Source organism: Viridibacillus sp. d25.2, from assembly GCF_055456015.2.
Genome location: NZ_CM196652.1, coordinates 2,412,237 through 2,426,216, shown reverse-complemented (window position 1 = coordinate 2,426,216; position 13,980 = coordinate 2,412,237). Strand labels below are relative to the sequence as shown.

Sequence of the window (13,980 nt, the reverse complement as noted above, 5' to 3'; positions counted from 1 at the left end):
GAGTATTTTTAGCATTTTTTTATTATGAAGGGAATCTTGCTGCTTCAAAGTTTGTGTCTGTTACTCCTGGTACTGTGACCGCAGAAGCTTGAGTAGTAGAAATCGTTATAGTCACCTCATCACCGGCCTGTAGCTGAAGAATAGATGAAACTGTTACTGTAGTAGCTTGAGTTCCAAGTTCTTCCTCAACTTCCCTAGCTCTTACAATTCCATTAACAAGGATATCTAGTTCCACTACATAGGCACCTAGTACAATGGGATTTATACCGACAGAAGATAAAATAGAATATACCCCTGATTGTTGTGGAGTAAATATAGATGTAGCTGGATCAAATTCATTATTCAAATCAAACTCTTCAACTTGAAATAAGACTTGAACGGTCGCTGGTTGAGAAGTATTACTAAAAGCTCTAAATGCTGATTCGGGCTCAGTAGGACCTGTTGCTCCAGTTGCTCCAGTTGCTCCAGTTTCACCCGTTGCTCCAGTTTCACCTGTCGCTCCAGTTTCACCCGTTGCCCCAGTTTCACCCGTTGCCCCAGTTTCACCCGTTGCTCCAGTTTCACCCGTTGCTCCGGTTGCGCCTGTTGCCCCAGTTTCACCTGTTGCTCCAGTTGCTCCAGTTTCACCTGTTGCACCAGTTGCCCCAGTCTCACCCGTTGCTCCAGTTTCACCCGTTGCTCCAGTTTCTCCGGTTGCTCCAGTTTCACCTGTTGCGCCTGTTGCTCCAGTTTCACCTGTTGCGCCTGTTGCTCCAGTTTCACCTGTTGCTCCAGTGTCGCCTGTCGCTCCTGTTGCACCAGTTTCACCTGTCGCTCCAGTTTCACCCGTTGCTCCAGTTTCACCTGTTGCTCCAGTTTCACCTGTTGCTCCAGTTTCACCTGTTGCTCCAGTTGCTCCAGTTTCTCCGGTTGCACCTGTCGCTCCAGTTTCACCTGTTGCTCCAGTTTCACCTGTTGCGCCTGTTGCTCCAGTTTCACCTGTTGCTCCAGTTTCTCCGGTTGCTCCAGTTTCACCTGTCGCTCCAGTTTCACCCGTTGCTCCAGTTTCACCTGTTGCTCCAGTTTCACCCGTTGCTCCAGTTTCACCTGTTGCTCCAGTTGCGCCTGTTGCTCCAGTTGCTCCAGTTGCTCCAGTTGCTCCAGTTTCACCCGTTGCTCCAGTTTCACCTGTCGCTCCAGTTTCACCCGTTGCCCCAGTTTCACCCGTTGCCCCAGTTTCACCCGTTGCTCCAGTTTCACCCGTTGCTCCGGTTGCGCCTGTTGCCCCAGTTTCACCTGTTGCTCCAGTTGCTCCAGTTTCACCTGTTGCACCAGTTGCCCCAGTCTCACCCGTTGCTCCAGTTTCACCCGTTGCTCCAGTTGCTCCGGTTGCTCCAGTTTCACCTGTTGCGCCTGTTGCTCCAGTTTCACCTGTTGCGCCTGTTGCTCCAGTTTCACCTGTTGCTCCAGTGTCGCCTGTCGCTCCTGTTGCACCAGTTTCACCTGTCGCTCCAGTTTCACCCGTTGCTCCAGTTTCACCTGTTGCTCCAGTTTCACCTGTTGCTCCAGTTTCACCTGTTGCTCCAGTTGCTCCAGTTTCTCCGGTTGCACCTGTCGCTCCAGTTTCACCTGTTGCTCCAGTTTCACCTGTTGCGCCTGTTGCTCCAGTTTCACCTGTTGCTCCAGTTTCTCCGGTTGCTCCAGTTTCACCCGTTGCTCCAGTTTCACCTGTCGCTCCAGTTTCACCCGTTGCTCCAGTTTCACCTGTTGCTCCAGTTTCACCCGTTGCTCCAGTTTCACCTGTTGCTCCAGTTGCGCCTGTTGCTCCAGTTGCTCCAGTTGCTCCAGTTGCTCCAGTTTCACCCGTTGCTCCAGTTTCACCTGTCGCTCCAGTTTCACCCGTTGCCCCAGTTTCACCCGTTGCCCCAGTTTCACCCGTTGCTCCAGTTTCACCCGTTGCTCCGGTTGCGCCTGTTGCCCCAGTTTCACCTGTTGCTCCAGTTGCTCCAGTTTCACCTGTTGCACCAGTTGCCCCAGTCTCACCCGTTGCTCCAGTTTCACCCGTTGCTCCAGTTGCTCCGGTTGCTCCAGTTTCACCTGTTGCGCCTGTTGCTCCAGTTTCACCTGTTGCGCCTGTTGCTCCAGTTTCACCTGTTGCTCCAGTGTCGCCTGTCGCTCCTGTTGCACCAGTTTCACCTGTCGCTCCAGTTTCACCCGTTGCTCCAGTTTCACCTGTTGCTCCAGTTTCACCTGTTGCACCAGTTTCACCTGTTGCTCCAGTTGCTCCAGTTTCTCCGGTTGCACCTGTCGCTCCAGTTTCACCTGTTGCTCCAGTTTCACCTGTTGCGCCTGTTGCTCCAGTTTCACCTGTTGCTCCAGTTTCTCCGGTTGCTCCAGTTTCACCTGTTGCTCCTGTTGCTCCTGTTGCTCCAGTTGCTCCAGTTTCACCTGTTGCTCCAGTTGCTCCAGTGTCGCCTGTTGCGCCCGTTGCTCCTGTTGCTCCTGTTGCACCTTTTGCTCCAGTTGCTCCGGTCGCTCCAGTTGCTCCTGTTGCACCTGTTACACCTGTTACACCTGTTGCTCCAGTTGCTCCAGTTGCTCCTGTTGCACCTTTTGCTCCAGTTGCTCCGGTCGCTCCAGTTGCTCCTGTTACACCTGTTACACCTGTTGCACCTTTTGCTCCGGTCGCTCCAGTTACACCTGTTGCTCCAGTTGCTCCTGTTGCTCCTGTTGCTCCTGTTGCTCCGGTCGCTCCAGTTACACCTGTTGCTCCTGTTGCACCTTTTGCTCCGGTCGCTCCTGTTGCTCCGGTCGCTCCTGTTGCTCCTGTTGCTCCATTTCCCCTTGCAACTAATAGAGCTACATCGTCAACTAAAACATCTGCCGTTCCTACTTGTGGAAGATTATTAATTAAAATAAAGGCTTGCGTTGAGCCTGGAGGAGCTGGAGTCGTGGTTTGATAGATCTCAAGCCAAGTATCATTATCTGCAGAAGGAATACGATCCCCCGGAATATTTACAAAGAGACCGTTCCCAAGCAAATTGAACATACTATCAAAATAATTGACTTGTATCTGTATAGGAGCAGCCAGGGTAGATCCTACTTTGGCTAATGAAACCAGAAACTCCAATCCCTCTCCCGCATTAACAGGAACGGTTTGAGAAATAAAAGAGAGCGCGTTTCCGCCTTGTAACCTCGCCGAAAAAAAACCTGAATGTGAATATTGGCTAGAAATCGTTGCATTCATGCCAACCCAAGGGGTCAACGCTCCTGTTTCAAAACTTCCGTTAACTATTAAATTTTGAATGGTCATGTTGTTCACCTCCTTTCAAATAAATTTACTTTAAAAATCAAAGCCTCGTATACTATGTTTTTTACTTTTAGATTGTGACGGCTCTTATCCTTATTTTGATTCGCACTCGATTCCTTCTAATAAATTTACTTTAAAAATCAAAGTCTCGTATACTATGTTTTTTACTTTTAGATTGTGACGGCTCTTATCCTTATTTTGATTCGCACTCGATTCTTTCTAATAAATTTACTTTAAAAATCAAAGTCTCGTTATACTATGTTTTTTACTTTTAGATTGTGACGGCTCTTATCCTTATTTTGATTCGCACTCGATTCTTTCTAATAAATTTACTTTAAAAATCAAAGTCTTGTTATACTATGTTTTTTACTTTTAGATTGTGACGGCTCTTATCCTCATTTTGATTCGCACTCGATTCAAAGTAGATTAGAAACAAATTAAAATATGGAAACGAGTAATCTTGTGTATGCTTTCTAAAATAAAATATGTAGAAGTCAACGACCTTATTTTTTTATTCTTTTTGTCGGCTCCAGCAGGTGGAATTAAAAACTGATGTGCTTTTTGGAAAGTTTTTTGTTGCCCCATCAATCTCAACTTCCACGAAATCTCCTTCAAAACAATCGATAATTACTTTCATATAGTCACTTCTTTTCTGTTCTTATTGAAAATCCATACCATTACAACCGTAAGAATGTGTTTTGAACCTCGCATTTTCAAACAACTTTATTGTCATTACACAAAATGGGTATTAACAAAAACAGGAGAAAGTGGATGATATTCGCCACTTTCTCCTGTTATTTATTTCTCTAATTCATGTTGTGTTTCCTATAATGAGATGGCTTCTTTCTAATGCATCCCGTGATTGTATTAACGGTTTCTTCATTAAATGCCAGCCAACAGTAACATTGTGTTTATGTTCGGCCTTTAAATTTTTCTCTTTGATGTATTTCCCAATTCGCTCGTTTAATTGCTTTTCATTTTTCGTTTGTAAATGTCTGTTTCTTTAACGGATGTTACTAATAAAAAGCGCATATTTTCCTTCATCAATCTTTTCAATCTTGAGGAAGTCTTCCACCTTTTTGAACTCTTTCACCAATTCATTTTTATTCTCTAAGATGGTAATGATAGTATAGCGTTGCTCAAGATCATTTAGAGGCAACAAGCGATTCGTGTTTGTCCGTAAGTAGAATTGTTGATCTCGTGTATTACGCCTTATTCTTATTTGTATTTTTCAAGAAAACCTATATCATGAATTGGCCATATCGTTATATCAGCGTTTCCTACTATTTTACTCATTGGAACCAAGCCGATGATTCGACTATCAGTGCTATTTCTACGGTTGTCCCCCATCACAAAGACGTATCCATCTGGAATAACTGACTTTTGAGTATATTCTTCTAATGTAAAGTCTTCTGTTAGTGTACCTCCATCCAGCAAGCTACTTTTATATTTATTTAAAAAGGGCTCATCATGCGGTTGCCCATTAATATATAATTGGTCGTTCTTATATTCTATATGATCTCCAGGTAAGCCAATTACACGTTTTATATAGTCCTTGTCCTCTGTTGCATGAAATACAATAATATCAAAACGATCAGGTTGTCCGATTTTACTAACAATCATTCTTTCCCCACTTTCTAGAGTAGGCATCATTGACTCACCTTCTACGATAATGGGCGTAAATAGAAAGAAGCGCATAATAAAAGCTAGTCCAACTGCAATGAATGCAGCTTTTGTCCATTCCCAAACGGGATTCTTCTCTGCTTTTACATTTGTCATTAATTTCTCTCCTTTAGTATCACAATTCATTATGTCTATAGTGGGGGCTTTCATTCGTTAACTTTATTCCATTTGTTTAATATATGAATTCAAAAGCATTTCATTCAGACTTTACATATAACGGTCATATTTAGCAAAATGCTCCAATGATTTCGTTTTTTTTGAGATAATATTTCATACCATAACTGCTTCCTTTTACAAAACGAGGACTATACATGATAAGATATTAATGGTATCTTATCCGGTTTCATTGAAATTAGACTCCTATTCATAAGATGCGATAATCTTGTGGAAAGATACCATGACGAATAACAACTTAGAGAGGTATTTAAAAATGAAGAAATCAACTATTTTCTTAGCAAGTACGATGAGCTTTTCATTATTATTAAGCGGCTTATCATCAACATGTGAAACATCTCCAACTTCATCGGCTTCTGAAATACATAAACAAATTACAAAGGTCAGTGCCCCCGTAAAGAAGATTCAAAGTTTATACATATCAAATGTTCGAGAGAATGCAGGTACAAAATATAAAGTCATTGCTTCAGCAAAAAAGGGAAAGGTTTTCACTTCATATGCAACTAAAAAAGTAGGTTCTACTACTTGGCATAAGGTAAAGATCAATAACAAAACAGGTTGGATCTCTAGCACTGTTGTTAAAAGCTATTCGAGTAAAACGTTGAAAGTACCTTTTGTAAGTCAATTAGCACCTGTGAACGCTCCATTTGGATGTGAAGGAGCAAGTTTGTTAATGGCTTTAAAATACAAAGGGTATTCAAATGACGGATTACGTACATTCTTAGATGAAATGCCAAAAGATAAAGGTGGTAATCCTTATAAAGGTTTTGCTGGTGGCAATCCTTATGCTAACCAAAATGGCGTATTTCAATCCATCTTCCCGAAACCATTAACTGCTTACGGAAAAGAATACAGCAGTAATGTAGCAAATGGCTCAGGATACTCTACTACTCAAATCAAAAAAGAGTTAGATAAAGGAAATCCGGTCGTTACTTACGTAACATTAGATTTTAAAAAGCCTGTTTGGGCCAAGTGGAAAATGGGCAGTGCAGGTACAAAGAAAATCGTTGATAATATGCACGTCGTTACAGTTATCGGATACAACAGCAATGGCTCTTACTATGTAGCAGATCCAAACAGCAAAAAGGAACAATATTGGGTTAGTAAAACGAATTTCGAAAGAGCGTACAATGCACTTCAATGGAGTGTTGTAGTACGTTAAAAATAGTTCAATCAAGCACACTACTTGGCTTTTTAGTAGTGTGCCTTTTTATTGAGCTTTAATATTCTTACAGTTGTTTGCAGGGTTGTTACAGCAACGGGAATAGTAATAGGTAACTGTCATTCATTCTGAAAAAGTGCATACGTAAAGATAGATAAAGTAGAAATAAATGCTTAAAACTTTTTCATTTACATTTGATGATAGATTTTATGACATTCTATATTGTAGTCATCATTCTCTTCATAAATTCTCATCTAATATCATATTAACTTATAGACAAACAGTCAGACTGAGTGAGGATGGTATAGTGAATATAATTTGGGTAATTGGTTATGTGTACACTGTAATAGGATTTAGCGCAGGTGGTGTAATTGCTTGGATATTAAGAGGAGTTCAAAAGAAAATTGATATCATTTACGGTATTTGCGCGGGACTAACTTTAGGTTTGTTAAGTTTTGAGATTGCTCCTGAGGCAATCATTCTTGGAAATTGGATAACTTTCATCCTCGGTTTCTTAGCAGGCGTAGTATTGTTTCAAATTGCTCATAAAGTTCTACATGTTCTATTTGGAGCAACAGAAAATCGTGTAAAAAATGGTGCATTACAAACTGGGATATTATTAATGCTTAGCATTACATTTCATAATTTACCTATAGGGATTGTGCTAGGTGCAAATCAAAATTCAACTGTCAAGGAATCCCTGTTACACACCATTCTATTACATAATTTACCTGAAGGAATTATCGTATTTACCCCATTATTTATAGCTGGTCTTGGCGTCTGGACATTGTTCTTTTTAACTTTGATCATTTCACTTCCAGTTGGTATTGGAGCTTACATAGGTAATTCAATTGGGATCGGCAATCCTATAATTTGGTCGTTTGCCATTAGTTTAGCTGCTGGGACAATTTATATGGTCACTATCAAAGAGGTATTATTAGAATCTATTAAAGATTCATCAGGTATTTTATTAATAGCTGTTATCAGTTTTTTTGCAATGGGTGCGTTTCTATTTTTTATATAGTACTACGACATATATCAACCTAAAATCAATAAAAGCATAAGTTTCTTAATAATTCTAAGGCACATAGATATTTGAACCGAAAAAAAACTGGTCAACTAATCTGACCAGCTTGCTGAAATTATTTAACGATTATCATATTTCTCCACTACTCATTAACAATATTATCGAACCAAAAAATAAATAGTTAGGTGCTACATTATTCCATTCACCATGAACTGGCAAAATCACATTTTCAAGTAGAACGTTCAGTAACCTGTCATCAAGATGATTACTATAATCAAATGCGCATTAACTCGTTACTACGGTGAACTCGATACAGAAATCAATCATTTGTGTAATCGAATGCATGCTATGTTACAACTTAGCTTTTACACGATCTCTTGGATTCAACATACTAAACTGATTCATATAAGGGTGGAAGTTGGTCGGTTTATAATTCGGATTCTTATTGATTCCTGGGGCTGTTCGACATTCCTACACTTCTACTATAAAAAAATAGTAGCACAAACCATGGCCTTGGTTTGCACTACTAATGTTAGTATGTTTTAAGCGTCAATCTTATAAAACTCAATGAATTACTCTGTTACTTCTCTTTTTCTTAATGTTCCCGTCCAAATGCTTTAGTATCAATATGTTTCTTATCAAGGAATTCTTCTATTTTTTTCTGTTCTTTTCCATTCACCACATCACTTTTATCAAGTAATGATCTATTGGTGTTTACTTTTGGAATACCTTTTTTATCTACGTCACCTAGCATTTCACCTATTTCAGAAAGGGTCTCATCTAAATTAGAAAGGATCTCATTTAACCCTATAATGTACTGGCTAATTCTTTCAGACTCTTCTTGAAAACCTTCAGGCAATGTATTATTTAAAATATAGTTGGAAAAATTCTTATCATTTTCTTTTGTAAGCTTGTTAATTTTGTCGAATTTCTCTAATTCTTTTTTATTGAGTTTTTTGTCTTCATTAATAATCTCTTGAAATGGTTCACTAGCATTAGATAATTCTTCATCGCTATCTAGATATGTTTTTATGCTTAGTTTTATTTCGTCTTCTCCTATTATACTATTTTGTTTTTCAGAGGTAAAAATTTTAGTATTTTTATTACCTTAATTAAAAAAACTTCTTATAGATAAGGTCGAACGTATGCTAAGTAAGTATAAACATGAAGTAAGCTGATGCTCCTTGATAAATTAATTTGGATGATAATATTAAGATTACTATTTAAGAGACAACCCTTGGTAAACAAAATAAAAAGTCTCAAATATGAATGTTTTTAAGACTTTTTATTTTGAACCAATTTTGAACGATTTAATAACCTTTTAAATGTTATAAATCGTTACTCAAAATCTATATATCAAATCCGATAGAACATCTTTTGTAAACAAAAGATAGTTCTATCGGATTTCTAATTAACTTTTAATTTTTTGGCACCAGTGCCCGTCACATTGTGCTAATGGTAATTTATAACCATTAGCGTCAATGTGAATTAGAAGGCGAAATTTCACATTCAAAATCTTCATTTGAGACATTGAAAAAAATTCAATTGTTAACGAAACAAGATGGCCAAACACCAGAAATTATTTTTGAAGCAACGGGTGTCTATTCTTCATCGTTGAACGTTTCTTTCAAACAGAAGGCTATACATTTCATCCACCAATCCCCTTGAGGCGAATCTTCAAATGGCCTAAATGCGTCGTCAAAAAACAGATAAAAGTGATGCATTAAAATACTATTTTAATTAGATATCGTGCGCTGGACTAACTCTAGGTTTGTTTAGTTTTGAGATTACCCCTTAGGCAATTATTCTTGGAAATTGGATAACGTTCATAATTCACTTGAAAAAGATTCAAGAGAATTGCAAAGTCCTGTAAAGAATCAAACGCCAGTTGTGACAATTAATGAAACAGAAACTTGGGCTCGACGCAAAGGTGAAGAAATTGTTCATTTCTTGCAAAAATTTGTATAACCATTAGCAACTGTCGCGTTCATTGTTTCTGCAATCTTTGTTGTTTTTGGAGCGGTAGCTAACCGCAACCTTGTAAGCTTAGGTATATTTGGTATGGCGGTATCTTTGATTGTATATGCAGTAGTGTTATATGCACCTGAAATCATGGATGCTTGGTTAAATTGGGTGTCTACTTAAAGACATTAACTTTAATGTTAGTTGATATACTGTAAAATAAAAGGAAATTAACTAAAAAATAGTAATAATAGACAAAGTTATAAAATATAAATATACTGCAGGGGGTGTATGAAAAATAAAAGACAAATTTATTTTTGGTTGGAGAATTTTCTTGTTACTTTGTATTGTTCTATTGTTTGCCATTGGAAAGATTAATATGTTCTATTTCTCTGCGTTTATTTGTGGAATTTTAATTTCTTTTAGTGGTAAAGGGGTATTTAAGAACGTTTTTAATAATAAATAAAAGTGTTCGAATTGAGTTAGGTGGCCTCTGTTTCTTAGCAGGTGTAGTATTGTTTCAAATTGCTCATAAATTTTTGCATGTTCTATTTGGAGCAACGAAAAACCATGTAAAAAATGGTGCATTAAAAACAGGGATATTATTAATGCATTATTAGAATCTATTAAAGATTCATCAGGTATTTTATTAATAGCTGTTATCAGTTTTTTTGCAATGGGTGCGTTTTTATTTTTTATATAGTATCACGACAAATATCAAAATAAAGTTACTAATAGCATAGTGATTTTTTAATTATTCTAAGGCAAATAGATATTTGAACCGAAAAAAAACTGGTCAACTAATCTGACCAGCTTGCTGAAATTATTTAACGATTATCATGATAATTAAAAATATCGGGATACCAAGTAGATGTAAAATTTCTCTATATAATACTCCGTTTTCTTTATATATACGCCATCCAGATAATATTTCTACACTACTCATTAACAATATTATCGAACCAAAAAATAAATAGTTAGGTGCTACATTATCCCATACATTAAAATACAATAAACCTACAATAACCAAAGATAACACTATTGAAACAACAATTCTCATTGGACTTTGTTTCACAGGCACTTTTGGAAAGGAAATATTAAAAGCTCTAATTAAAATGATTTTAATTAGATATCGTAAAACAAATACTACGCCTAACCCTATGAGTATATTTCTCCACTCATGATTTTGCTCTTCAATCATCATTAAATCATTTAGTAAGGAGAGGTCATTCAGTTGGAAAAATTCCTTCGTTCCCCAATCTTGTACATATAACGCTTGATTATTATCATCAAATATTTTTAATTTTATTTCCTGGTGCTTTGCAACTATTATTAAATCAGCAATAGCTGTTAATTGTTCAATGTCTATTTGTTTAATTTCATTATTTTGTATATGAGTGTAAATCGAATTTATATATGCGGCATCTGTTACTTTTTGAACATTAAAATATGCTTTTGATTTTTTTCCATAAAACTTTTTACTAATAGTTACGTCATTCTTAAGGCTAAGTGTATAAATTGATTTAATCTGCTGACTTGATACCCCTTCTAAACCAACAGAAGCACCCTTGAAAGATGGTTTCTCACTATCGCTTGTATTTATTGTAATAACGGTAATCAAGAGTACGATACAAGTAGCGATAAGGACTAGAGGATATTGGAGTCGAGGCCAAAATCTCGGCTTCGTATTCACTTTTTCAATTTTTTGTAGTAATTCGTCATAAGCGACTTGCTGTTTCTGTAAATCACGAGGAGTTTTTTTTAGCTTGTTGAATTCTTTATCAAAGTTCTGTGACATATGTATATCCCCTTTCCTCATATATCTTTTGTAGCGCCTTCAAAGCTCTTGCAGTATTGTTTGTTACTTGCTTTTCGGAACAACCAAGGAAAGCTGCTGCTTCTTTGACAGATAACCCATCAATTTTCCGTAAAACTATAGCTTCCCTATAAGTTAGTTTTAATTCCTTAAGCGCCTCATATAATGTAGCTACTGCTTCCCCTCGTTCTAGAATATCGCTAGGTGTCTCTTCTTCAACACGCTCATCCACATGAACAAATGGTATAAACTTCACAATTTGCTTACGTCTAAAATGATCATAGACTAGATTCCGTGCAATTCGTTTTAGCCATGTTTTGATTTCGACTTCTTCTCGAAACGTGGCAAACTGTTTAAACGCTTTATAAAACGTTTCTTGTGTTAGATCTTCTGCCAATTCTTTATGCTGCATGAGATAGAATATGTATTGATATATAGCATCATTATGTGTTTGATATAAATGTTGAAATGACAATTTGTCCATAAAACCCCTCCTTCTTTACTATAGACGAGTGTAGGAAGATTTCTACTCAGTTTTATGTAAATTTTTTTAAAGTGCAGACATCTCTCTTATGCAACAACTTCGTCAATATATTCAGCTAATCTCTGATTTCCTTCTTGGCTATCAAAGCTCAATTCACCAATAATCTCTTTCAAACCGATAACCCCTTCGCGTTTACCTTTACCTTTTACATAATCTTGTGAAAAAGTGATTTTTGAGTACTTAGATAACGTTACTTTTACATAAAAAGAGACTCACTTAAATGTGAGCCTCTTTTTTATAACTTTATGTCTAATCTAAATTTTTTACTTAGTTTTGTAAATAAATGTTCTGCTGGTAATTCCCATGATGATAACGAGAGTAAGGAAATATAATGGCATTATTTTTAGAGAACCTGTATGCAGTTGACTCATTCCCCAAATAATCAATGTAACCAAAATATAATACCCTAAGCTAAATAAAGCTCCCGCCGTTCCAACAACATCTTGAAAATTCACAAGTGCCAAGCTGAGACAATTAGGTAAAGCAATTCCTATTCCTAATAATAGTGTGAAAATTGATGCAAGGATTACCACTGCATAGAATACAGTAGGATTCGTTCCTATAAGAACAATTACTGATAAGATTGTTGCCCCTACTATCATTACAAGACATCCAATATAGATAATCTTTTCTGGTTTAAAAATGAGTAATAAACGTTTTGAGATTTTGGCTCCTATAATAGAAGACAAGGCTACGACTATCCCTAAAAACCCATATAATCCAGGTGACATTTTAAAATATTCAATAAAGATAAAAGGTGCTTCAGCATAATAGCTAAATAAGATACCATTTGTACCTCCAATGAGCAATCCAAATGCAATCACCTTTGGATCCATAATGATTCTTTTTAATACAAGAACAATACTTATTTTATGAGTAGTTGAAGCCACTTTTGTTTCCTGCAATGCTGTAAATGCATATACAAAGATCCCAACACTCATGACAACTAAGGTGAAAAATACAGCTCTAAATCCAAAAGCTTGATCAACCCAACCTCCAATTAATGGTCCTACAGCTGGCGTAAATGCAATGACGGCAGAAATTTGTGCGAACATTACATGACGTTTATGACCTTCAACGCTTTCACGAAGAATCGTTTGTGTGACGACTGAACCCGTACTTGCTCCAAATGCTTGAAGAAAGCGGCTAATTAATAAGAGTTCAATGGAGTTCGCCATGTAACATAAAAGACTACCTACGCCATAAGTTACAATTCCCCATAGCATAGCAGGACGACGACCAATTAAATCAGACAACCATCCCCAACAAAACACACCTAAAGCAAAACCTGCAAAGTATATGCTAAGTGTCAGCTGAGTTGCATTGCTACTTACATTTAAAGCTTTAGAAATGTCGGGTAATGATGGTGTATATATTGTTTCACTAATTTGTGGAAATGCCACAAGAATAATCATTAACATTAACGATGGTACTGAGACTTTTTTCATTTCTAATAACCCTCCTATAACTTAGAAAATCTCAGATATTACAAATTTTCTTTAGCTACGGAACTGGAGGAACCATGATTGAAATTCGTTCAAAATATAACATGAGCAAACACCTCTTTTGATGAATATGAATACGTATACCTATAGGAGGGTATTAACACTTATAGAAATTGGGATTATCAAACATATGATATATTATATGTATATATTATTAGTAATACAAGACTAGTTGGTAATTATAATTGGTACAAAACAAAAATACCTCAGCATTAAATGCTAAGGTATTTTTCATTTACTCATTATTTACGATAAGAATTGATTAAACTTTGTTGCCATGATTGGATTTTATCTTTATACCGTATAGACCTATCTTTAAGGTTTTGCCAACTACCGGCGGTTTTTTGTTTCATATGAGCAAATGTTAATTTGAAGTTTAGTTTGAATTGAGGTTTCTTAAACAATTTTAACTTGCCAGTTTCTAGTTCCTCTTCAAGTATTTCAATTGCACGATCTATATTCGCTTCTTTCATTCCTACCCGTGAATCCAATAGAAGCAAAGGGATCATACAAAGTACCACGATTATTAGAAAAAACAGAAACGCCATTTCTTAATCCCCTTTCATAAATTTCTTAGTTAACATGTAATTTCCTTTTCTGTATGTCTAAATACATCATTGGAAAGTTCAACATAATTTATTCGTCGAAATTTAGATTATTAGGGCGGTTTTGGGTATGGTTAGTGGAGGATGATGATTAGTGGACAAATCATCAGTAAGAAATAGCGATTTGTATGAATAAGTACATCTTATATTTGTGTTGAACCATAAAATAATGAAATTCTCGAACGAATTTCCAATCAAAAAAGAATTTACTCA

At 36.8% G+C, this 13,980-nt stretch carries 10 protein-coding genes; 3 read left to right on the top strand and 7 right to left on the bottom strand.

Features of this window, described 5'->3' with window-relative positions; all coding sequences use genetic code 11:
* Positions 1–22: 22 nt before the first annotated feature.
* The gene (locus ACZLO7_RS12180; protein WP_511261335.1) at positions 23–3,292 is read right to left on the bottom strand and encodes an NTTRR-F1 domain; all 3,270 of its coding nucleotides are present in this window, start codon (positions 3,290–3,292) and stop codon (positions 23–25) included.
* A 1,215-nt stretch (positions 3,293–4,507) separates the two neighbouring features.
* Complete coding sequence (gene lepB / locus ACZLO7_RS12175; RefSeq protein ID WP_464940009.1) at positions 4,508–5,068, bottom strand: signal peptidase I; 561 nt, start codon at positions 5,066–5,068, stop codon at positions 4,508–4,510.
* A gap of 334 nt (positions 5,069–5,402) precedes the next feature.
* Between lepB and ACZLO7_RS12170 the strand changes: the two genes are divergently transcribed.
* Complete coding sequence (locus ACZLO7_RS12170; RefSeq protein WP_464940010.1) at positions 5,403–6,308, top strand: C39 family peptidase; 906 nt, start codon at positions 5,403–5,405, stop codon at positions 6,306–6,308.
* Positions 6,309–6,615: 307 nt separating this feature from the next.
* Entirely contained in the window at positions 6,616–7,332 is a 717-nt protein-coding gene (locus ACZLO7_RS12165; RefSeq protein WP_464940011.1) for a ZIP family metal transporter, read from the top strand.
* Positions 7,333–7,930: 598 nt separating this feature from the next.
* On the opposite strand, the gene ACZLO7_RS12160 is transcribed toward ACZLO7_RS12165, so the two are convergent.
* Positions 7,931–8,380, bottom strand: a complete 450-nt coding sequence (locus tag ACZLO7_RS12160) for an NDxxF motif lipoprotein (RefSeq protein ID WP_511261420.1) — start codon at positions 8,378–8,380, stop codon at positions 7,931–7,933.
* A 770-nt stretch (positions 8,381–9,150) separates the two neighbouring features.
* Between ACZLO7_RS12160 and ACZLO7_RS12155 the strand changes: the two genes are divergently transcribed.
* Positions 9,151–9,303, top strand: a complete 153-nt coding sequence (locus ACZLO7_RS12155; protein ID WP_464940012.1) for a hypothetical protein — start codon at positions 9,151–9,153, stop codon at positions 9,301–9,303.
* Positions 9,304–10,120: 817 nt separating this feature from the next.
* Here ACZLO7_RS12155 and ACZLO7_RS12150 read toward each other — a convergent pair.
* From ACZLO7_RS12150 to ACZLO7_RS12135, 4 genes are all read right to left on the bottom strand, one after another.
* Positions 10,121–11,095: a hypothetical protein gene (locus ACZLO7_RS12150; RefSeq protein WP_464940013.1), complete on the bottom strand. Its 975-nt coding sequence runs from the start codon at positions 11,093–11,095 to the stop codon at positions 10,121–10,123.
* Entirely contained in the window at positions 11,079–11,597 is a 519-nt protein-coding gene (locus ACZLO7_RS12145; RefSeq protein ID WP_464940015.1) for an RNA polymerase sigma factor, read from the bottom strand. The genes ACZLO7_RS12150 and ACZLO7_RS12145 overlap by 17 nt, the downstream gene beginning before the upstream one ends.
* Positions 11,598–11,920: 323 nt before the next feature.
* Positions 11,921–13,105, bottom strand: coding sequence for a multidrug effflux MFS transporter (locus tag ACZLO7_RS12140; protein ID WP_464940016.1), 1,185 nt, complete (start codon positions 13,103–13,105; stop codon positions 11,921–11,923).
* A gap of 299 nt (positions 13,106–13,404) precedes the next feature.
* On the bottom strand, positions 13,405–13,710 hold the full coding sequence (locus tag ACZLO7_RS12135) for a hypothetical protein (protein WP_464940017.1): 306 nt from the start codon (positions 13,708–13,710) through the stop codon (positions 13,405–13,407).
* Between the last annotated feature and the right edge of the window lie 270 nt (positions 13,711–13,980).